The sequence below is a fragment of the Mycobacteriales bacterium genome (genome assembly GCA_030697205.1).
Lineage (GTDB): Bacteria > Actinomycetota > Actinomycetes > Mycobacteriales > SCTD01 > JAUYQP01.
Genome location: JAUYQP010000034.1, coordinates 1 through 20,226 on the forward strand (window position 1 = coordinate 1; position 20,226 = coordinate 20,226).

Genomic DNA, 20,226 nt, shown 5'->3' on the forward strand with positions numbered 1-20,226 from the left:
CGGGGGACAGCCCGTCTGTCTCGGTGAGCAGCGCTGTGACTTGCTCGGGGGGGAGGGTGTCGTAGATCGCGACCGAGACGGCGAGGGCCGCGACGCGGGTCGCTTCGCGCAGGAGGCGTTCGGCGCGGCGTTCGCTGATGCGCAGGCAGAACGCGAGGGTGATGTCGGTGAAGGCCGCGGCGGGGCCGGAGGCGGCGTGCAGCTGCAGGGTGAGCTGGAGGAGCCGGGCGTGCTCGGCGGAGTTGGTCTGCGCCCACGCTTCGAGCTCGGCTTCCAGCGCCTCAGCCCGACCGGGGTCGGGGCAGCCCGGAGCCACCGGCGTGGTCGCTCCGGTGGCTGGCATCTGGTCCCTTTCCCGTCTGACGTCAGTAAAGCATAGGCAACCTGATGTTGCAAGCATCTGTGCAGATTGGTTCCCGCGGAGCTGGCGATGGACCCGACGAACCATCCCAGGCGGAGGTCAGCGGGCAGCCGTCATCGTCACCCGATTCGCGGCCCCGTGGGCCCACGAAGGGCGAGGATGTGGACAGCCGAAAGGCCTGTGGACGCAGTCCGGATCGCAGCCGCGCAGGAGGTCGCCGGGCGAGAGCTGCTAGCCGGAGGGCGTGGGCTCCGGGTACGGGGGCGACGAGGACGGCGGGGGTTGCGTGGGCACGATCGGCGGCCGGGTCGGCTCGCGCGTCGGCTCCTGCGTCGCAGGCGCCTGGGTCGGGGCCCGCGTGGTCGCGACGGCGGTCGGGCGCGGGGTGGCGGCCGGGACCCGGCTGCGTCGCGGCCGGGCGGTCGGCGAAACCACCGTGGTCGGCTCCTCGCCGCCACTGGCGGCAGCCGCCTTGGCGGCCTTGATCTCGCGCAGGATCTCGAAGGCCCGGGCGAAGATCCGGGCGGGCAGCGTCCCGCCGAACACCTGCTTCACGCCGTTGACGTTCAGCATGCCGCCGCAGGCAGCACCGACAGTCCGCGTCCTGCCGTCCTTGGACTCGCACTCCTTGTCCTCGAAGCCCATCCACACCGCCATGCAGAGGTTCTGCGGTGCCTTGGCGCAGCCGATGAACCACGCGTCCTTCGAGTCGTTGGTGGTGCCGGTCTTGCCGAAGACGGTGAAGTCCTGCGCGGCCGCCGGCGCCGTCCCGGCCGGTGTCGCCACCTTGCTCATCGCTTCGATGACCTGCGGCGCGACGTCGGGTCGGGAGAAGACCTGCTTGCCCTTGGCGATCGCCGTCAGGCCCGAGGCGTCGACCGGCGTCCCGCGGTCTGCGCCCTCGCCACCGACGCGGACCTCAGCGACGTAGCGCGGGGTGATCGCCTTCCCGCCGTTCATCAGCGTCGCGTAGGCGGTCGCCATCGACAGCGGCGAGGCGTTCGCGGTGGTGCCGAGGCCGAAGCTGTTCGGGCTGACGGAGAACGGGTCGTCGGTGCCGTCGCGGAAGGGCAGCGTCCGCACACCGGAAGCGAGCATGACGTCCTTGATGCGCTTGCGGCCGACGTCGATCGCCAGCGGGACGTAGACGGTGTTGACCGAACGCGCGAGGGCACCGGCGAGCGTCGTGGAGCGGCTCGGGCTGTCCTCGCCACCGGCGTTGCAGTAGTCGTAGAAGCCGTCGTCCTCGCTGCGGTCGCGGATCCGGTCGCAGCCGGGGGCGAAGACGCGGGTGCCCAGCGTGCGGCCCTTCTCGAGCGCGACCCCGAGCGTGAACGGCTTGATGGTCGATCCCACGGAGCGGTAGCCGCTGGTGGCGAGGTTCAGGCCGTCCCGGGTGTAGCCCACCGAGGCCTTGCGGACCACCTTGCCGTCCTTCTGCCGCTCCGGCACCCGGCGCAGCGTGGTCATGGCCTTCACGTCACCGTTGCGGATGTCGACCGCCACCACCGCGGCCTGCGGGTCGTCGGGGTCGGGCAGCACCTCGCGGGCGGCTCGCGTCACCGCGGCCTGCAGGTCGTTGTCGAGCGTCGTCTTCACGCGGAGGCCGCCGCGGAAGAGCAGGCTGTCCTCCTCCTCCGCGGTGTCGAACTCGCCCCGCAGCTTGGCCTTCACGAGGTCGGTGAACTCCGGCGCCGTCGACGGCGGCTCGGGCGGCGACTCCTGGAGCGGGATCACCGCCCCGACCCTGCGCTTGGCCTCGCTCGCCTCGGCGGTGGAGATGTAGCCGTTGGTGACCATCCGGTTGAGGACGTAGGTCTGGCGCACCCGTGCGGTGGTGAAGTCGCGGACCGGGTTCCACGCGCTCGGCGCCGGTGCGATCCCGGCCAGCATCGTCGCCCGGGCGACGGCAAGGACGGGCTCGCGCTTGCCGGTCTTCTCGTTGAGGTCGAGGTCCTTCACCGGCACACCGAAGTAGTACTTCGCAGCCGCCTGCACGCCGTACGTGCTGTTGCCGAGGTAGAGGACGTTGAGGTAGTCGGTGAGGATCTCCTCCTTCTCCTTGCGCTGCTCGAGCCGCACCGCGAGCGCGGCCTCGCGCATCTTGCGCAGGAGGTTCTTGTCGTCGCCGACGTAGACGTTCTTCACGTACTGCTGAGTCAGCGTCGAGCCGCCCTGCCGGCGGCCGCCGGTCAGGTCGCGGTAGGCCGCGCGGACCGTCGCGAGCGGGTCGACCCCCTTGTGCTCGAGGAACCGCTCGTCCTCGGCGCTGATGATGGCCTGGACCATCTGCTTGGGGATGTCCGCGGCCGGGACGATCTCGCGCTGCTGCTGCGGCCGCAGCGTCGCGAGCTGGGTGCCGTCCGCGGCGCTGAGCAGCGCGTTCTTGGGCGGAGGGGGTACGGCGAAGTCGATCGGTGCGGCGAGCAGCCCGCCGACGAAGGTCCCCGACCCGACCAGCAGCGCGAGGACGAGGACGAGGAAGGCGCGGCCGATCCGCCGCGACCGGCGACGCCGGCGCGCCGCACGCGAGGGACGCCGCGCAGGGGTGCGGGCGGAGCCGGGCGCCGTCATGAGGTGGAATGTACGTCGCTGCCGCTGTGCGCGGGCGGTCAGGAACGGGGGGACGCTGTGATCCGGGTGCTCGTGGTCGACGACACCCCGCACGTGCGTGAGCTCGTCGCGGACATGCTGGGCCTCGACGGCTTCGACGTCGTCGGCCGCGCCGCCGACGGTCAGGAGGCGGTCGTCCTGGCCCGCACTACCGACCCCCACGTCATCGTCATGGACCTCCACATGCCGGTCATGGACGGCCTCGAGGCCACCCGCCGGATCCGCGCGGAGCGCCCCGGGCAGCAGGTCGTCGTCTACACCGCCTACCTCGACGCCGAGGTGGAGCGGGCCGCAGCCGCGGCCGGCGTCGCCCTGTGCCTCGGCAAGGTCGACGGGCTCCCCCGCCTCGAGGCGGAGCTGTCCCGGCTCACCCTCGCCCTCACCCGCGAACCGTGAGCGGGCGTCAAGCACGCCCCGAGGTCTGCCGAAACCGGGATGAGGACCGCACGCGCCTCTACGATGGAGCGGTCCCCCGTCTGCCTGGAGCTCCCATGCCCGTGCTCGCGCGCGCTGCCACCGGGCTCCCGCGCGCCCACGCACCGGTCGTCCGCCCGCACCCGGCCCGCCCGTGAGGGACACCGCCACCGACCTGTCGCTGCTGCGGGCCGCGCTGCGTGACGCCCGCCGCGAGGACGCCCAGCGCACCGCCCGGGCCGTCCTCGTCGCCGGGCCCGGCCCGCACCGCGGCCACGTGCGCTTCTCCGTCGTGAGCACCAGCCGGGTCGCGGCCGCAGGCGTCGGTGTCTCCGGGACGCTCGTCCCGGGGCCCAGCGCGTCCACGGAGACCGCCGCCCCCGACCTCGGCACCGAGCCGCTGGCCGCCCCCGAGGGCGACACCGCGGTCGCGATCGCGCTCGTCCAACGCGCGCAGGCGGGTGACGCGGAGGCCTTCGGCGAGCTCTACGACCGCTACGTCGACCTCGTCTACCGCTACGTCTACTACCGGGTGTCGTCCGCGCAGCTCGCCGAGGACCTCACCTCGGAGACCTTCCTGCGCGCGCTGCGCCGGATCTCGTCGTTCACCTGGCAGGGCCGCGACGTCGGCGCGTGGTTCGTGACCATCGCCCGCAACCTCATCGCCGACCACTACAAGAGCGGTCGCTACCGCCTCGAGCTCACCACCGACGACGTGTCGGAGTCCGGCGCCGCGCTCGTGACCGAGGGCCCCGAAATGGCCGTGCTCGAGGCCATGCAGAACAAGGTCCTGCTCGAGGCCGTCAAGCAGCTCGGCCCGGAGCAGCAGGAGTGCATCGTGCTGCGCTTCCTGCAGGGCCTGTCGGTCGCCGAGACCGCGCAGGCGATGGGCAAGAACGAGGGCGCGATCAAGGCGCTGCAGTACCGCGCGATCCGCACCCTCGGCCGACTGCTCCCCGAGGGGGTCGAGCTGTGATCACGACCGCGCTCCTGACCACGGACCACGCCACCTTGGGCGAGAGCATGGTCACAACGGGTCATTTCCCGGGATGGCCCGTCACCTTCTCGCCGTCACCTTCGTTGCAGTCCGTGACAGCCCCTGCGGCTCGTCCTGCGCGTGCAACGACGCACGCTCAGCACCCGCACGCCCAGCACTCGGGAAGGGAGCGCCGGCCATGAACCCGTTCGGCACCCGCGCCCGGGCCGACGAGCTGGCGGCGCTCCTCGACGGCGCCGTCGTCCCGCTCGCCCCTGGTTCCTACGACTACCCCGCGGCGCCCGCGCTCGCGCTGGTCAGCCGGCTGCGCTCCGTCGGCACCGCGCTGTCGGAGGAGACGGCCCCCCGGCCGGAGTTCCGCACCGCGCTGCGGACCCGCCTGCTCGCCGTGGCCGCCGTGCAGGGCATCGGCGTGCCGGTCGCCGAGGTCCCCGGTGTCTCGGCTGCGTCGTCTGCGCCGAGGGCCGTGACCTGGGCGGTCGCCAAGCGCGGCCAGCGCGGTCTCGGCGTCGCCGCCGGCGCGATGGCCTCGGTCGTCGCGGTCACCGGTGTCGCCGTCGCGAGCCAGCGCTCGCTGCCCGGCGACACCTTCTACGGCACGAAGAAGGCCACCGAGGCCCTGCAGCTGAGCTTCGCCGACGGCGACGTCGAGAAGGGCACCCAGCACCTCGAGTTCGCCGAGACCCGGCTGCGCGAGGTCCGCGCGCTCGCGCTCGGCCGCGAGGAGCTCAACGCGAGCGGCCCCTTCGCCCCGGTCTCCGACGAGCAGTCGCTCATCGCCCTCGGCGGCTCGGTGACCGAGCGGGTCCGCACCGCCCTGTCCGACATGGACGCGCAGACCCGCGACGGCCAGGCCCTGCTCGAGAGCGCCTTCCGCGACAGCGGCGAGGTCGAGCCGCTGCGCGTGATCGTCACCTTCGCGCGCCGCCAGGCGCAGTCGATCGAGCGGGTGCTGCCGTCGCTGCCCGCCGACGCCCGCCCCCGCGCGCAGGAGTCGCTCTCGCTCGTCACGACCGTCGCCCAGCAGACCGAGCTCGCGATCCAGCTCGGCACCTGCGGCGACCAGTGCGACCCGCAGGGCGCCGGCCCGGCGCTGCCCACCGCGTCGCCCGAGCCCGCGCCCGGATCGACGGCGACGCCCGGACCGCAGGTCGTGCCGACGCAGGAGCCCGACTGCGAGTGCGCCGCGCCGCAGCCCGAGCCCGCCCCCACACCGACCGCCGAGCCGGCGACCGAGCCGACCCCGACCACTGAGCCCTCGCCGCAGCCGACTCCCACGCAGGAACCGACGCAGGAGCCCTCCCCGCAGCCCAGCTCGGTGCTCCCGACGGAGATCGTCATCCCCTCCGGGCTCCCGCTGCCCAGCGGTCTCCCGACCTCGATCCCGCTGCCGCCCGTCGTGCTCCCCACCGAGCTGCCGCCGACCCTCCCGCTGCAGGCCCCGCAGCCGTAGTCCCAGCGCGGGCAGAGTCCCGGCGCTGACCCTCCGGTCGTCACGGAGCGTGACGGCCGGGAGTCGCCCGCCCGCGGCCGCGCCGCCGGCTCCGGAGTACCCCTGGGGGTCAGGCTCACAGGTGCGCGTCGCGTCCGGTTTCGTCTCCCGTGTTCCCGGGGTCCGGAAAAAAGTTCCCGTGAGGCCCGTCACCAACCGTCACCGGCCTCGTTACCTGGATCAGAGCGCGTCGTGGTGGTCGGAAAAGCCCTGGTAGGTCCACACTTCAGGGGATTCGTCCAGCCGCCGATACAGGGACGACAGCGCACCACTCCGAAGGGTCAGGGAACATGGCAGTCAAGGGAATCGTGCGGCTCACCGCACTCGCGGTTGCGACGGGCACGCTCGTCGCCACCGGCGCGGGCACGGCCTCCGCCGCGACCGCCATCGACACGTCCAAGATCGTCGCCGCCGGTGACGGCGCGGCCATCAAGATCACGCTCAACCTGCCGGCCGCTCTCGCCGGCGCGCTGGGCACCTCCACCATCGAGCAGACGATCTCGATGACCGACGGTCAGGTCTCCACCGTCCTCACCCCGCTCGCCGAGACCACGGCGATCCTGGGCAAGGGCAACGTGCCGGTGCTCTCCGATCTGCTCGCGAAGGCCACCAAGGCCTCGCTGACCGGCAAGACCGAGGACTCGCAGCCCGGCCTGGTCAACATCGACCAGCTCGGCATCAAGCTCAAGCTCCTCCCGCTGACCTCCAAGGTCGCGCAGCCCTCCCTCGACGGTGTACTGAGCGCCTCCGCCTCCGGTGTCGCGCAGCTGCGCATCGGCGCCCTCGGCGCCGCCAACCTCGAGAGCGTCACCGCTCCCGTCCAGGGCGTGCTCGACACGGCCCTCGGCACCGTCGACACCGTCGCCGGCACCGCGACGGGCACCGTCGGCTCCGCGCTGACTGGTGCGCTCGACCAGCTCGACGCTGCCACCGACAACGCCGCCTCGCCGCTGTCCGCCCCGGCGGCCGCCGCTGTCGAGACCGTCACCGCGACCCTCGAGAACACCCTCGACGGCCTCCTCGACACCCTCGGCTCGCTCGACGCCGCGACCGACCTGGTCTCGATGGACACGATCATCAGCGACCAGCTCATCACCCGCAAGGGCGACGTCGTGACCTCGACGGTCGAGAACACCGTCAAGAACCTCAACGTCCTCAACGGCCTGGTCTCGGTCGAGGCCATCACCTCCAAGGCGACCGCCGCCGCCGGTGGCAAGCCGGGCACCGCCTCGGCCGATACCGTCACGCCGGTCCTCAAGGTCTCCGTCGCCAACGGCGCCCTCACCGCGCTGCTCGACGAGAACGGCCTCAACCTCGGTGGCACCGTCGGCTCCGCCCTCCCTGCCGAGCTGACCGGCACGGTCAACGACGCGCTCGACACCGTCAGCGGCCTGCTCAACGAGCTCGCCGGCGTCGACGTCGTCATCGGCAAGGGCACCACGACGGTCTCCCCCGACGGCACCGCTGCCGCCGCGTCCGTCGCCGCCACCACGCTGATCGTCAACCCGCCCGTCCTCGCGGCGCTGCTCCCGGCCGGCAAGAAGTTCCTGACGGTCGACCTGGTCCGCGCCAACGCCTCAGCCGGCACCGTGCTCGTCGCCGCGCCGACCACCCCGGTCACCACGGTCACCACGGTCTCCACCCCCGTGAACACCCCGGTGAGCCTGCCCCGCACGGGTGGTGAGCTCGGCCTCGCCGCCGCGGCCACCGTCCTCATGGGTGTCGCGCTCGTCGCCCGCCGCCGTCGCTCGGTCTTCGTCGGCTAGTCACACCTCCGCACCACAGCACAGCGCCCCCGGTCCTCGGACCGGGGGCGCTGCGCTGTGAGGGCCTCCCCTAGGGTGGCTCCCGAGCCCACCCGCCCCGCCCGAGAGGCTGCCCACCGTGCCCCTGCGCCGACGCCCGCCTGCCGATGACGGCGTCGCCGCGGTCCTCGCCGGGGCCGCCTCGGCCGCCGTCGCCGAGGTGGAGTCCTCGCTCGAGGTCGTGGCCGACCCGACGGCCGCGGCGTTCTTCGACGTCGACAACACGATGATCCGCGGCGCCTCGATCTACTTCTTCGGCAAGGGCATGGCCGGGCGCGGCCTCATCACGACCTCCGACCTGCTGCGCTTCGGGTGGGAGCAGGCCAAGTTCCGCGTCCGCGGCAAGGAGGACCTCGCCGCGGTCGCGGAGGCGCGCGACAAGGCGCTCGGGCTGGTCGCCGGCAAGTCGGTCACGGAGATCGTCGCCTACGGCGAGGAGATCTACGACGAGCTGATGGAGCGCCGCATCTGGTCGGGGACGCGCGCCCTCGCCCAGCAGCACCTCGACGCCGGCCAGCGGGTCTGGCTCGTCACCGCGACACCCGTGGAGCTGGCCCGCATCATCGCCAAGCGCCTGGGCCTCACCGGGGCCCTGGGGACCGTCTCGGAGGTCCAGGACGGCCTCTACACCGGCCGCCTGGTGGGCGAGCCGCTGCACGGGCCGGCCAAGGCGGAGGCGGTGCGCGCGCTCGCCGAGCGCGAGGGCCTCGACCTGTCACGGTGCACGGCGTACTCCGACTCCTCCAACGACGTGCCGATGCTCTCGCTGGTCGGTCATGCGGTCGCGGTCAACCCCGATACCGCGCTGCGCGAGCAGGCGCGGGCCCGAGGCTGGGTCATCAAGGACTTCCGCACGGGCCGCAAGGCCGCCAAGGTCGGCGTGCCCGCTGCGGCCGGTGCCGGGGCCCTCGCCGGCGGGGTCGTCGCCGGGCTGGCGCTGCGCCGGCGCCACGCGGGCCACGGCCACGGGGCGCGGGTGGCGCAGGCCGCGAAGGCCGCGATGGGTGCGGCGCGCCGTTAGAAGAAGACCGAGCGGCGCTGCATGAGCAGCGTGTAGAGCGTCGACTGGATGGTCTCGCGGACCTGGTCGGTGAGGTTGAAGACCAGCATCGGGTCGTCGGCGGCGGTCGCGCCGCCGAGGTGGGCGGTCTCGATCGGCTCGCCGAACTCGATGATCCACTTCGACGGCAGGGGTACGACGCCCAGCGGGCCGAGCAGGGGGAAGGTCGGCGTGATCGGGAAGTAGGGCAGGCCGAGCAGGCGGGCCAGCACCTTCGCGTTGGCGAGCATCGGGTAGATCTCCTCCGCGCCGACGATCGAGCACGGGATGATCGGCACGCCGGTGCGCAGGGCGGCGGAGACGAAGCCGCCGCGACCGAAGCGCTGCAGCTTGTAGCGCTCGCTGAAGGGCTTGCCCACGCCCTTGAAGCCCTCCGGCCACACCCCGACGAGCTCGCCGCCCGACAGCAGCCGCTCGGCGTCGGCGTTGCACGCCAGCGTGTTGCCGGACTTGCGCGCGATCGGGGCGAGGCCCGGGACCTGGAAGACGAGGTCGGCCGCGAGCATCCGCAGGTTGCGGTGGGCCGGGTGGTGGTCGAGCAGCGCGAGCGCCGTCATGAGGCTGTCCATCGCGACGGTGCCCGAGTGGTTGGCCACGACCAGCGCGCCACCGGTGTCGGGGACGTTGTCGAGGCCGCGGGTCTCGACCCGGAACCACTTGTCGTAGAGCGGGCGCAGCGGCGGCAGCAGGACGTGCTCGGTGAGGTCGGGGTCGAAGCCGAAGTCGTCGACGGGGTAGTCGCCGGTGATGCGGCGGCGCAGGAACGCGAGGCCGCCCGCGAGCTTGCGCTCCCAGGACGGGGAGTCGGCCGCGGGCACGTCGGTCGGCGAGTCCCCTGCACGCGCGCCTGCCAGGTCGGCGGCCAGGTCGTCGGCGAGGCTGGACGCGCGGGTGCGGGACGCCAGCGGGATGACGTTGCCCCCGTCGGCCTGGCGGCGGGTCACCTCAGGCACCGACGGTCTCCTTGCTGCCACCTGCGCGGCTCGCGCCGCGGTGGACGAGGTCGAGGAGGCGCTCCTCGACGTAGCCCGCGGTCTCGGGGCGCAGCAGCCGGCCGGCCGCGCGCGTCTCGACGTAGTCGTCGAAGGCGTCGATCGTGCGACGCGGCGCCCACCCGAGCTCGGCGGTCAGCCGGCTGACGTCGGCGACGCGGCCGTGCTCGAGGTAGCGCATCTGCTCGGGGCTGAAGTCGACGAGGCCGGCCCGGCGGAAGGTCTGCGCGACCACCGACACCAGCGGAGACGGGACCGGCAGCGACGGCCGGCCGGTGCGGCGGATCGCCTGCGACAGCAGGAGGACGCCGGGGCCGCCGACGTTGAAGATGCCGCGGTGGTCCTCGAGCGTCATCCGGCGCAGGACCTCGATGCCGTCGTCCTCGTGGCACAGCTGGATGCGCGGGTCGAAGCCGAGCACGGTCGGGACGACCGGCAGCGCGAAGTAGCGGGTGAGCGGGGTGTCGATCGCCGGCCCGATGAAGTTGGTGAAGCGCAGCAGCGACAGCGCGACGTCGGGGCGGCGGCGACCGAAGCCGCGGACGTAGCCCTCGACCTCGACGGCGTCCTTGGCGTAGCCGGCCTTGGGCAGCGCCCGCGGCTCGACGTCCTCGGTGAACAGCGCCGGGTCGCGCGGCGAGGAGCCGTAGATGGCGGTGGTCGACTTCACGACGAGCTTGCGGACTGACGGCGCCTTCTGGCACGCGGCCAGCAGCTGCATCGTCCCGATGACGTTGATCTCCTTCATCGCCGTGCGGCCGCCGGCTCCGAGCGGCGTGGCGATGACGTTCATGTGGACGACCGTGTCGACCTGGCCCTGCGCGATGACCTTCGCGATGAGCGGGTTGCGGATGTCGGCGCGGACGAACTCGGTGCGGCCGAGCGCCGCGGTCGCCTCGGGGCGCGGCGCGACGGTGTCCACGCCGATGACCCGCTCGATGGAGGGGTCGGCGGCGAGCGTGCCGGCCAGCCGGGCCCCCAGGTAGCGGCTGACGCCGGTCACGAGGACCACGCGCGGACCGTCCATGAGCCACCTCCTGACTGGAGGTGCCGAGCCTAGTGCGCCGTTCGGCCCAGCGGGACGTGAGCCCGGGCACACCGAGGACCGGCCCCGCGGACGGGACCGGTCAGGCGGTGCGGCGCGCTACTTCTTGTTGCGACGCTGGACGCGGGTCTTCTTCAGCAGCTTGCGGTGCTTCTTCTTGGCCATCCGCTTGCGGCGCTTCTTGATGACGGAACCCACGTCGGAACCTTGCCTGTCTTCTGGTCGGTCGGGAAGTCGGTGCGAAGGACCCAGCCTAGCGGCTGGTGGAGCCTGCCTGGACGGGTGCGTCAGCCTGCTTCGGTGAACGCGCCCTGCAGGTAGTCGTGCACGGCCCGCTCGGGGACCCGGAAGGAGCGGCCCACGCGCACGGCGGACAGCTCGCCCGCGTGCACCAGCCGGTAGACGGTCATCTTGGACACGCGCATCACGGCGGCCACCTCGGCCACGGTGAGGAAGCGCACCTCGCTCAGGTTGCTCACGCCGTTGGGACTGCTCACGGGACACCGCTCTCGGCACGCGTCGCGGCCGCCGGCTTCCCCACCGGCTGCTTCCGACACGCACGTGCCTCCCGAGACTATCGGGACTGGTGTGGTATCGCCTAGTCCGCCGTTCGGCCCAGCGCCGGCCCCACCCGCCGGTCAGGACAGGACGTGCTCCCACAGGGGGCGGTAGAGCCGCGGGGCGACGTTGTCGTCGAGCGGCACGGTGACCAGCGGCAGCCCCTCGGCCTCGCCGACGAACAGCGCCGGGTCGTTGCAGTCGGCCAGGGCGAGCGTCTCGATCCCCTGACTGGCCGCCGCGCCTGCCCACCCGTGGTCGGCGACCACGAGGTCGGGTACGACGGACAGGCCCGCGAGCACCGCCTCCATCGGCTCGGGCGCGTGGGTGTGGAGCAGCTCCCCGCCGCTGGCGAGCACCTGCACGCCGTGCAGGGACCGGACGTGGCGCTGCCGGCCGCGGGCCCACGCGCTGGGCTCCGGCCAGGGCCACCGCCACTCGAGGTGCGGGTCGAGGACCTCGCACCCGGCCGCGGCGAGGTGGACCGCGACGGCGAGGTGCAGGCTGAGCACCCCGGTCGGGTGGCCCGTGGCGACGAGCACCCGCTCGCGGCGGGCGGCCGCGAGGCGCAACCGGTCGCGCCAGCGGTCGAGCGCCGCGAGGGTGAGGTCGGGGTCGATCGTGTCGGGCCCCTCGACGTGGTCGCGGTCGGCCCTGATGCCGACCCGCTCGACCATCACGTCGACGACCTCGTCGGTGCTCCAGCGGCGCGACAGCCGCACACCGAAGCCGTAGCCGTCACGGCCCTCGGCGAGCCGGGCGGCGTTGCGCAGGTTGTCCTCGCGGCTGGTCGCGACCTCGCCGGCGATCCGGTGCCTGACGAGATGATCACGCAGGTCGCGGTCGGGCAGGCTCACCCGATCCCCATCGCCGGGAAGGCGTGGCGGACCGTCTCGCGGATCGCGCGGTCCACCGCGCTGTCGCCGTCGGACCACACCGGCCAGCTCACGTCGCGACCGTCGGTGAGGCTGGTCGGGGCGAGCTCACCGCCGCGGGTCTGCGCCAGGTCGCGCCAGTCGAGCGGTGTGGCCCCGTCGACCGGCGCACCGGTGACCTCGGCGAGCAGGTGGGTCCAGGCGCGCGGGACGACCTGCACCGGCTCGTAGCCGCCACCGCCGAGCGCTACCCACCGCCCGCCGCACAGCTCGTGGGCCAGGCGGTGCAGCGCGCCGTAGGCGGCCCGCTGCCCGTCGACCGACATCTCGAGGTGCGCGAGCGGGTCGAGCGAGTGGGTGTCGCAGCCGTGCTGGGTCACGAGCACCTGCGGGTCGAAGGCGCGCAGGACCGGCGGGACGACGGCGCTGAAGGCCGACAGCCAGCCCGGGTCGTCGGTGCCGGCGGGCAGCGCGACGTTGACGTTGGACCCCACGGCCGCCGGCCCGCCGACCTGGTCGGCCCAGCCGCTGCCGGGGAACAGCGTCCGGCCGCTCTCGTGCAGCGACACAGTGAGGACGCGCGGGTCGTCGTAGAAGGCCGCCTCGACGCCGTCGCCGTGGTGCACGTCGACGTCGACGTAGGCCACCCGCTGGGCGCCCGCCGACAGCAGCCAGGCGATCGCGACGGCGGGGTCGTCGTAGACGCAGAAGCCGCTGGCCCGGTCGCGCATCGCGTGGTGCAGGCCGCCGGAGATGTTGACCGCGTGCTGGTGGGTGCCCTCCCAGACCGCGCGGGCCGCGTCGACCGTCGCGCCGGTGACGAGCGCGGCGGCCTCGTGCATCCGGGCGAAGACGGGGTTGTCGCCGGTGCCGAGGCCGTAGCGCGCCGACAGCCGCCCCATGATGTCGTCGGGCGCCCGCTTGACGGCTCCGACGTACGCCTTGTCGTGGACCAGCTCGAGCAGCTCGTCGCTCGCGGAGCGCGGCGCACGGACCTCGACGCCCGGGCGGCCGAGGACGCCGAGCTGGCGGGACAGCGCCATCGTGAGCTCGAGGCGGAGCGGCCGGAGCGGGTGCGTCGGGCCGAAGTCGTAGTCGCCGAAGACGTCGTCCCAGACGACCAGCGTCGAGGTGCTCACTCTGACCTCAAGGCGTCCACGGGGTCGAGCCTTCCCGCTCGGCGGGCCGGCACAACCCCGAAGACGACGCCGACCACCGCGGAGACCCCGAAGGCGAGCAGCGGTGACCACCAGGAGATGACCGCGGGCAGCTGGTCGATGACCGCCGACAGGCCGAGCGCCGCGGAGATCCCGAGGGCGATGCCGGTGAGACCGCCGACCGTGGTGAGCACAACCGCCTCGACGAGGAACTGCAGGGTGATGTCGCGCTGGCGGGCCCCGACGGCCTTGCGCAGGCCGATCTCGCGGGTCCGCTCGCGCACGCTCACCAGCATGATGTTGCTGACGCCGACGCCTCCCACCAGCAGGCTGATCGCGGCGATGGCGGCGAGCACCGTCGTGAGCAGCCCGAGGATGCGGCCGACCGCGCCGAGCACCTGGTCCTGGGTGACCGCGCTGAACTCCTCGTCGGGGTAGCGCTGCTCCAGCACCGCGAGCGCGGTCGCGCGGGTCTGCTCGATCGTCGCGGCCGACGGGGCCTTGAGCGCGAGGGCGTCGACGCGGGTGTCGTCGAAGAGCCGCTGGGCCGCGGTCACCGGCACGTGCACCTCGTTGTCGCGGTCGGCGCCGAGGCTCGACCCGACCTCGGCGAAGACGCCGACGACGCGGAAGCGCACCCCGCCGATGGCGATCTGGCGGCCCAGCGGGTCGGCGCCCTGGAAGAGCCCCGCCGCCAGCGTCGACCCGAGCACCGCCACCCGCCGGCGGGTGTCGAGGTCGGACTGCCGCAGGTAGGTCCCGCGCGCCATCGGCCGCACGAACACCCGCGGCACCGCGGGGTTGGTGCCGTTGACGGTCGCGAAGACCTCGCGCCCGGCGTAGCGCACGGTCTCGCCGCTCGACAGGCTGGTCGCGACCTGCCCCGGCTGGCCGATCGCCCGCCCCACCCGGTCGGCGTCGGCCAGCTGCAGCCGGCTCTTGGTCGGTGCGCTGCCGAGCTCGAGCTTGCCCGGCACGATGATGATGAGGTTGCTGCCGAGGCCCTCGACCTGCCGCTCGACCTCCTGCTTCGCGCCGGTGCCGATCGCCACGAGGACGACGACGGCGGCGACACCGATGACGACGCCGAGCACGGTGAGCAGGCTGCGCAGCCGGTTGGCCCGCAGCGCCGTCAGCGCGACCCGCCACGCCTCCGCGCCGCTCACTGGACGTCCCGGTCGTGTCTCGGGCCGGGGTGGTCGTCAGAGCGACCCGGATCGACCGGGACACCCGACGGGAGTACGCCGGGGGCCGGCAGCGAGGGGCCGTCCTCGAGCAGACCGTCACGGACCCGGACGACCCGGTCGGCGCGGGCGGCCACGTCCGCGTCGTGGGTGACGAGCACCAGGGCGAGGCCGCGGTCGCGGTGCAACCCCTCGAGCAGCTCCATCACGGCCGTGCCGGTGCGGCTGTCGAGGTTGCCGGTCGGCTCGTCGGCGAGCAGCACCGACGGCTCCCCGACCAGTGCCCGCGCGACGGCGACCCGCTGCTGCTCGCCGCCGGACAGCTGGCTCGGCGTGTGGTCCAGGCGGTGGGCCATGCCGACTGCCTCGAGCGCCTCGGCGGCGCGGGCCCGGCGGTCGGCGCGCTTGAGGCCGCGGTAGACGAGCGGCATCGCGACGTTGTCGACCGCGGAGGTGCGGGCCAGCAGCTGGAACGCCTGGAACACGAAGCCCACGGTCTGCCCGCGCACTGCGGCGAGCTCGTCCTCGGTGAGCGTCGAGACGTCACGCCCGCCGACCCGCATCGTGCCGGTGGTCGGCCGGTCGAGACCGCCGAGGAGGTGCATCAGCGTCGACTTCCCGGAGCCCGACGGGCCGATGACCGCGGCGTAGTCGCCCGGCTCGATCGCGAGCGTGACGCCCCGCAGCGCCTCGACGGTGACGCCGTCGAGGGAGTAGGAGCGGGTGACGTCGACCGCCTCCAGGGCAGCCGTCACGTGTCGACCCGCTGGCCGTCGCGCAGGCCGTCGGCGTCACGGACCACGACGACGTCGCCCTCCGCCAGGCCCGACGTCACCTCGACCCGGTCGACGCCCTGGGCGCCGACCGCGACGACCCGGCGGCGCACGACCCCGTCGACGACGGCGTAGACCACGTCGTCGGCCCCGTCGCGGACCACTGCGGCCGAGGGCACCGACAGCGCAGAGCTCGCCTCGCGGACCTTCAACCGCACGACGGCCGACATGCCCGGTCGGGGGGCGGGCGTGCCGGTCAGCGCCAGCCGCACGCGGTACCCGACGCCACCACCCGCCGACGACAGCGGTGCGAGGTCGACGCCGGTGACGGTCGCGGTGTAGTCGGCGGTCGGCACCGCATCGAGCTGCACCTGTGCGGTCGTGCCGGCCTTGACGAGCAGCACGTCGGTCTCGTCGACCTCCGCAGCGAGCCCGAGCGCGGACACGTCGGTGACGGTGAGCAGCCCGGCTCCGGCACCGACGGGCGCGCCGACCGACAGCTCGTTCGTCGTCACGTCGGACCCGGACGACGCGCCACCGAGCAGCGACCCGGCCAGTCCCTGCAGCGCCCCGGGCAGGGCGTCCAGCGTCGGCGAGTCCGAGGCCACCGAGCCCCCGAACGTCACGACACCGTCGATCGGGGCGCGCACCGTCAGCGCGTCGACGGTCGCCCGCGCGCTCTGCAGGGTCGAGGCCGCGAGCGCCCGCGACACGGCGTCACCGCCGACGGCCTGCGCGGCGAGGGCGGTGCGCAGCGCGCCGGTCGCCGACTCCGAGGTGAGCCGCAGCAGGACAGCGCCTCGGCGTACGTCTGCTCCGTCCTCCACGAGGACCTGGGCGACGACCGCGTCGGCGGGCGAGGTCACGGACGCGACCGCCCGCGCCGTGACGGTCGCGGGGGCCTCGACGACCTCAGTGATCGTCTCGCGCGTCACCGCGCCGGTCGTGACCGCGCGGTCGTCGGAGGTGCAGCCGGCCAGGGGGACCAGCAGCAGGGCGGCCAGGGTCAGGGGTCTGATCACTCCCCCACCCTAGGAGCCGGGTCAGCCCCCCGCGAGCTCGCGGGAGCGGTCGCGCGCGGCCTCGATGGCGGCGAGCATCGCGGCCCGCACGCCGTGGTCCTCCATGGTGCGGATCGCAGCAATGGTGGTGCCGCCCGGCGACGTCACGGCCTCGCGCAGCAGCACCGGGTGCTCGCCGGACTCGCGCAGCATCTTGGCGCTGCCGACGGCGGTCTGCACGATGAGCTCGGCCGCGACGGCGCGCGGCAGGCCGAGCAAAATGCCGGCGTCGATCATCGCCTCGACGAGGAAGAAGAAGTACGCCGGACCGCTGCCCGACAGCGCCGTCACGGCGTCCATCTGCGCCTCGGGGACGCGGACGACCTTGCCGAGGTGCGACAGCAGGTCCTCGACGAGCTGCACCTGCGCCGGGGTCGCGTGGGCGCCACCGGACAGTGCCGACATGGCCTCGTCGACGAAGACCGGCGTGTTGGTCATGACGCGCACGACCGCCGTCCCCGAAGGCAGCGCGCCCTCGAGCAGGCCCATCGTGATGCCGGCGGCCATCGAGACGACCAGCGTCTCGGGGCGCACGACCGGGGCGATGTCGACGAGCAGCGCCTTCATGTCCTGCGGCTTCACGGCGAGCAGCAGCACGTCGGCCGCGGCCGCGGCGTCGACCGGGTCTGCGGTCGCAACGCCGTAGCGGGCAGCGATCTCCACGGCCCGCTCGGGGTGCTTCTCCGCGGCGATGAGGTCGCCCGGTGCCTGACCGGAGCGGATCAGCCCGGACAGCAGCGCCTCGCCGAGCTTGCCCACCCCGAGGATCGCGATGCTCATCGGGTGCCCGCCAGGGCGCGCAGGAAGAAGGCGACGTTGGCCGGGCGCTCGGCGAGCCGTCGCATGAAGTAGCCGTACCACTCGTCGCCGTAGGGCACGTAGACCCGCATCGTCTCCCCCTGCGCCGCCAACCGCTGCTGCTCCTGCGGGCGGATCCCGTAGAGCATCTGGTACTCGTAGGTCCCCTGCGCGCGACCCTCTGCGAGCGAGCCAGCGATGGCGATGAGCCGCGGGTCGTGCGACGCCACCATCGGGTAGCCGTCACCGGCCATCAGCACCTTCAGGCACCGGACGTAGCTCTTGTCGACGTCGGCCTTGTCCTGCCACGCCACCGACTCGGGCTCCTTGTAGGCGCCCTTGCACAGCCGCACCCGCGAGCCCGCGTGGGCGAGGTCGCGGCAGTCCGCCTCGGTGCGGTGCAGGTAGGACTGCAGCACCGCGCCCGTCGACGGGAAGTCGCGGCGCAGCTCGCGCAGCACCCCGAGCGTCGAGTCGGTCGTCGTGTGGTCCTCCATGTCGAGGGTCACCGTCGTGCCCGCGGCCTTCGCGGCCTCGCAGATCGCCTGCGCGTTGGCCAGGGCCAGCGGCTCGTCGAGCGCCTGCCCCACGGCCGACAGCTTGACGCTGACCTCGGCCCGGCCGCCCTCGGTGAGCCCCGACTCCTTGAGCTGGCCGAGGAGGACGAGGTACGCCGACACCGTCGCGGCGGCCTGCTCCTTGTCGAGGGTGTCCTCGCCGAGGAAGTCGAGGGTGACGGTGCGGCCGTCGCCGAGCAGGTCGCGGGTCGCGGCGACGGCCTCGTCGACCGAGGCGCCCGGGACGAAGCGGTGCACCACATCGCGGGAGAGCGGCGCGCGCTCGACGACGCGGCGCAGACCGGCGCTGCGGGAGGCGGCGAGGATGACCTGACGGAGCATGTCCGGAAGGCTAGTGCGCGTGCCCCTTCCTGACCTGACCTGCGACGTGGTCGTCGTCGGCTTCGGGCCGGTCGGGGCGGCGCTCGCGCTGCGGTGCGCGCAGCTCGGCCTCACGGTCACCGTCGTCGAGCGGGTGCCCGAGGTCTACTCCCTCCCCCGCGCCGTCGCCGCCGACGGTGAGGTCTTCACCCTGCTGCAACGGCTCGACCCGTCACTGGTGGCCGGCTTCGTCTCGGACCGGACGGTGCGGTTCGCCACCGCCGACGGGGGCGTGATCGGGGAGGTGCAGTTCCCGTCGTACGACGGAGCTCCTGGTTTGTCGTTCCTGTCGCAGCCGGCACTCGAGACCCGGCTGCGGGCACTGTGCGCGGCGGCCGGCGTGACCGTGCGCCACGGGACGGTCGTCGCGCTGCAGGGCGCGACCGCGGTGCTGGCCGACCGGACGGCGGTGCGCGGGCGGTGGCTCGTCGGGTGCGACGGGGCGTCGTCGACGGTGCGGTCGCTGCTGGGCGTGGCGTGGCGGGGGCGCGACCTGCCCGGTGAGTGGTTGGTGGCGGACGTGGCGTGGCGGGGGCGGGATCTGTTCACCTACACCTGCGACCCGCTGCTGCCACAGGTGGACATGCCCACCCCCGAGGGACACCGGTGGGAGTGGCTCGGCGCGTCGGTGGACGAGCTGCCGGGGCTGCTGGCCCGCGACGGGGCCGCCGGTGCGCAGGTGCTGCGGGCGGTGGGTTACCGGTTCTCGGCACGGCGGGCGGCGGCCTGGCAGGTCGGGCCAGTGCTGCTCGCGGGCGACGCGGCCCACACGATGCCGCCCTTCGCGGGGCAGGGGCTCGGGGCGGGGCTGCGCGACGCGTGGGCGCTCGCGGGGCTGCTCGCGGGCGGGGACGTGTCGGGCTACCAGGCGTTGCGCGAGCCGCACGTGCGCGAGATGACGCGGCTGTCCCTGCTGCTCGGGGGGTTGCTGTCGGCCCGGCGGGGGGCGACCGTGCGCGACCGGGTCCTGGCGGGGGCGTTCGCGGCACCGGTGCTCGGCCCGTGGCTCGCCCGCGGCGGCCCGCGCCCTACCGACAGCGGCGTCCTCGACCTGTGACCGCCTGCCCGGCCCTGGACCCCCTCCCCCCTTCACCCCCGCTTGTACGCGGGTGTCGGCGCTACCGGGGCCTCGTAGCGCCGACAGCGGCGTACAAGCGGGGGGTTGGAGGGGGTTGGAGGGGGGTCCGCGGGGGCGGGCGGGGGCGGGCGGGTCAGCGGGGGGCGAGGGCGACGCGGGCGACGACGGCGGCGAGCTCGGCGGGGCGGTCCTCCTGCAGGAAGTGCCCGCCGCCGGTGATGACGACGTGCTCCTGACCGGCCGTCCCGGCGATCCGCCCGATCAGCCCCTTCTCGGCACCGGCGGTGATGGGATCGCGATCGGAGAAGGCGCACACGAAGGGCTTGTCGAACGCCGCGAGCCCCTCCCACGAGGCCTGGTTCGCCGGCGTCGCCGGGTCCTCGAGGGTCTGCGGGATGAGGCCGGGGAAGGCCCGCGCCCCGGCCTTGGACTCCGGCGTCGGGAACGGCGCCTCGTAGGCCGCCTGGTCCTCAGGCGACAGCCCGTCCGCGCAGCCCGACGCGACCAGGAAGCCGATCGGCAGGTCGGGGGTGCGGACCACGAAGTCGTGGAACTGCCACCACGCGTCCGGCAGCCGCCGCGTCCCGTCGGGCAGCCCGGTGTTGGCGGCGACGACGGCCGCGAAGCGGGCCGGGTGCTCGCCGACGAGCCGCAGCCCGATCAGGCCGCCCCAGTCCTGGCAGACGAGCGTGACGTCACGCAGGTCGAGCGCGTCGAAGAGCACCGAGCGGGTCCACTCGACGTGGCGGGCGTAGGTGTAGTCCTCCATCGACGTCGGCTTGTCGGAGCGACCGAAGCCGATCAGGTCCGGGATGACGACGCGGCAGCCGGCGTCGAGCAGCGGCTGCACCATCCCGCGGTAGAGGTAGCCCCACGACGGCTCGCCGTGCAGCATCAGCACGACGGGACCGTCCCCCTCGTCGACGTAGCCCATCGTCAGCCCGTCGGAGGTCTGCGCGAAGCGAGCCTCCCAGGGGTACGACGAAAACGGCCCGAGGGCGGGGGTGCTGACGACGTCCATGCGC

20 protein-coding genes are annotated in these 20,226 nt (G+C 73.8%); 6 read left to right on the forward strand and 14 right to left on the reverse strand.

Annotation, left to right across the window (positions count from 1 at the left end):
- Both Q8R60_10680 and Q8R60_10685 read right to left on the reverse strand, forming a co-directional pair.
- Positions 1-343, reverse strand: a 343-nt coding sequence (locus Q8R60_10680) for a hypothetical protein (protein ID MDP3712931.1), incomplete at its 3' end; no start/stop codon positions are given.
- A 249-nt stretch (positions 344-592) separates the two neighbouring features.
- Positions 593-2,935, reverse strand: a complete 2,343-nt coding sequence (locus tag Q8R60_10685) for a transglycosylase domain-containing protein (GenBank protein MDP3712932.1) — start codon at positions 2,933-2,935, stop codon at positions 593-595.
- Positions 2,936-2,992: 57 nt separating this feature from the next.
- On the opposite strand from Q8R60_10685, the gene Q8R60_10690 reads away from it, so the two are divergent.
- The 5 genes from Q8R60_10690 to Q8R60_10710 all read left to right on the forward strand — a co-directional run bounded on the left by Q8R60_10690 (position 2,993) and on the right by Q8R60_10710 (position 8,703).
- Entirely contained in the window at positions 2,993-3,370 is a 378-nt protein-coding gene (locus tag Q8R60_10690) for a response regulator (GenBank protein MDP3712933.1), read from the forward strand.
- A gap of 172 nt (positions 3,371-3,542) precedes the next feature.
- Positions 3,543-4,364 carry a sigma-70 family RNA polymerase sigma factor gene (locus Q8R60_10695; GenBank protein MDP3712934.1) on the forward strand — a complete coding sequence of 274 codons (822 nt, stop codon included), beginning with the start codon at positions 3,543-3,545 and terminating at the stop codon, positions 4,362-4,364.
- Positions 4,365-4,563: 199 nt separating this feature from the next.
- Positions 4,564-5,838 carry a DUF5667 domain-containing protein gene (locus Q8R60_10700; GenBank protein MDP3712935.1) on the forward strand — a complete coding sequence of 425 codons (1,275 nt, stop codon included), beginning with the start codon at positions 4,564-4,566 and terminating at the stop codon, positions 5,836-5,838.
- Between the two features lie 329 nt (positions 5,839-6,167).
- Positions 6,168-7,643, forward strand: a complete 1,476-nt coding sequence (locus Q8R60_10705; protein ID MDP3712936.1) for a hypothetical protein — start codon at positions 6,168-6,170, stop codon at positions 7,641-7,643.
- A 118-nt stretch (positions 7,644-7,761) separates the two neighbouring features.
- Complete coding sequence (locus Q8R60_10710) at positions 7,762-8,703, forward strand: HAD-IB family hydrolase (protein MDP3712937.1); 942 nt, start codon at positions 7,762-7,764, stop codon at positions 8,701-8,703.
- Here Q8R60_10710 and Q8R60_10715 read toward each other — a convergent pair.
- From Q8R60_10715 to Q8R60_10765, 11 genes are all read right to left on the reverse strand, one after another.
- Complete coding sequence (locus Q8R60_10715; GenBank protein ID MDP3712938.1) at positions 8,700-9,695, reverse strand: lysophospholipid acyltransferase family protein; 996 nt, start codon at positions 9,693-9,695, stop codon at positions 8,700-8,702. The two genes, Q8R60_10710 and Q8R60_10715, sit on opposite strands and share 4 nt — an antisense overlap.
- The gene (locus Q8R60_10720; protein ID MDP3712939.1) at positions 9,688-10,761 is read right to left on the reverse strand and encodes an NAD-dependent epimerase/dehydratase family protein; all 1,074 of its coding nucleotides are present in this window, start codon (positions 10,759-10,761) and stop codon (positions 9,688-9,690) included. Before Q8R60_10720 ends, Q8R60_10715 begins: the two co-directional genes overlap by 8 nt.
- A gap of 117 nt (positions 10,762-10,878) precedes the next feature.
- Positions 10,879-10,977 (reverse strand): AURKAIP1/COX24 domain-containing protein, encoded by a 99-nt coding sequence (locus tag Q8R60_10725; protein ID MDP3712940.1) that lies wholly within the window; start codon positions 10,975-10,977, stop codon positions 10,879-10,881.
- 89 nt (positions 10,978-11,066) lie between these two features.
- Positions 11,067-11,276 (reverse strand): helix-turn-helix domain-containing protein, encoded by a 210-nt coding sequence (locus Q8R60_10730; protein ID MDP3712941.1) that lies wholly within the window; start codon positions 11,274-11,276, stop codon positions 11,067-11,069.
- A gap of 141 nt (positions 11,277-11,417) precedes the next feature.
- The gene (locus Q8R60_10735) at positions 11,418-12,194 is read right to left on the reverse strand and encodes a phosphatase (protein MDP3712942.1); all 777 of its coding nucleotides are present in this window, start codon (positions 12,192-12,194) and stop codon (positions 11,418-11,420) included.
- Complete coding sequence (locus Q8R60_10740) at positions 12,191-13,351, reverse strand: acetoin utilization protein AcuC (protein ID MDP3712943.1); 1,161 nt, start codon at positions 13,349-13,351, stop codon at positions 12,191-12,193. Before Q8R60_10740 ends, Q8R60_10735 begins: the two co-directional genes overlap by 4 nt.
- Positions 13,348-14,535 (reverse strand): ABC transporter permease, encoded by a 1,188-nt coding sequence (locus Q8R60_10745; protein ID MDP3712944.1) that lies wholly within the window; start codon positions 14,533-14,535, stop codon positions 13,348-13,350. Before Q8R60_10745 ends, Q8R60_10740 begins: the two co-directional genes overlap by 4 nt.
- Positions 14,532-15,308, reverse strand: coding sequence for an ABC transporter ATP-binding protein (locus Q8R60_10750; protein ID MDP3712945.1), 777 nt, complete (start codon positions 15,306-15,308; stop codon positions 14,532-14,534). Before Q8R60_10750 ends, Q8R60_10745 begins: the two co-directional genes overlap by 4 nt.
- Positions 15,305-16,348: an HlyD family efflux transporter periplasmic adaptor subunit gene (locus Q8R60_10755; protein ID MDP3712946.1), complete on the reverse strand. Its 1,044-nt coding sequence runs from the start codon at positions 16,346-16,348 to the stop codon at positions 15,305-15,307. Before Q8R60_10755 ends, Q8R60_10750 begins: the two co-directional genes overlap by 4 nt.
- A 21-nt stretch (positions 16,349-16,369) precedes the next feature.
- Positions 16,370-17,167 carry a pyrroline-5-carboxylate reductase gene (proC, locus tag Q8R60_10760; GenBank protein MDP3712947.1) on the reverse strand — a complete coding sequence of 266 codons (798 nt, stop codon included), beginning with the start codon at positions 17,165-17,167 and terminating at the stop codon, positions 16,370-16,372.
- Positions 17,164-18,084: a proline dehydrogenase family protein gene (locus Q8R60_10765; GenBank protein ID MDP3712948.1), complete on the reverse strand. Its 921-nt coding sequence runs from the start codon at positions 18,082-18,084 to the stop codon at positions 17,164-17,166. The genes proC and Q8R60_10765 overlap by 4 nt, the downstream gene beginning before the upstream one ends.
- A gap of 19 nt (positions 18,085-18,103) precedes the next feature.
- On the opposite strand from Q8R60_10765, the gene Q8R60_10770 reads away from it, so the two are divergent.
- The gene (locus Q8R60_10770) at positions 18,104-19,180 is read left to right on the forward strand and encodes an FAD-dependent monooxygenase (protein ID MDP3712949.1); all 1,077 of its coding nucleotides are present in this window, start codon (positions 18,104-18,106) and stop codon (positions 19,178-19,180) included.
- A 154-nt stretch (positions 19,181-19,334) separates the two neighbouring features.
- Here Q8R60_10770 and Q8R60_10775 read toward each other — a convergent pair whose 3' ends face one another.
- Positions 19,335-20,222 carry a haloalkane dehalogenase gene (locus tag Q8R60_10775; GenBank protein MDP3712950.1) on the reverse strand — a complete coding sequence of 296 codons (888 nt, stop codon included), beginning with the start codon at positions 20,220-20,222 and terminating at the stop codon, positions 19,335-19,337.
- Positions 20,223-20,226: the final 4 nt, after the last annotated feature.

What these genes read in the sequence shown, in the direction of transcription:
- Q8R60_10720 (MDP3712939.1), bottom strand. Translation starts at nt 10,761, where the DNA reads ATGGACGGTCCGCGCGTGGTCCTCGTGACCGGCGTCAGCCGCTACCTG.
- Q8R60_10685 (MDP3712932.1), bottom strand. Translation starts at nt 2,935, where the DNA reads ATGACGGCGCCCGGCTCCGCCCGCACCCCTGCGCGGCGTCCCTCGCGT.
- proC (MDP3712947.1), bottom strand. Translation starts at nt 17,167, where the DNA reads ATGAGCATCGCGATCCTCGGGGTGGGCAAGCTCGGCGAGGCGCTGCTG.
- Q8R60_10705 (MDP3712936.1), top strand. Translation starts at nt 6,168, where the DNA reads ATGGCAGTCAAGGGAATCGTGCGGCTCACCGCACTCGCGGTTGCGACG.
- Q8R60_10700 (MDP3712935.1), top strand. Translation starts at nt 4,564, where the DNA reads ATGAACCCGTTCGGCACCCGCGCCCGGGCCGACGAGCTGGCGGCGCTC.
- Q8R60_10765 (MDP3712948.1), bottom strand. Translation starts at nt 18,084, where the DNA reads ATGCTCCGTCAGGTCATCCTCGCCGCCTCCCGCAGCGCCGGTCTGCGC.
- Q8R60_10775 (MDP3712950.1), bottom strand. Translation starts at nt 20,222, where the DNA reads ATGGACGTCGTCAGCACCCCCGCCCTCGGGCCGTTTTCGTCGTACCCC.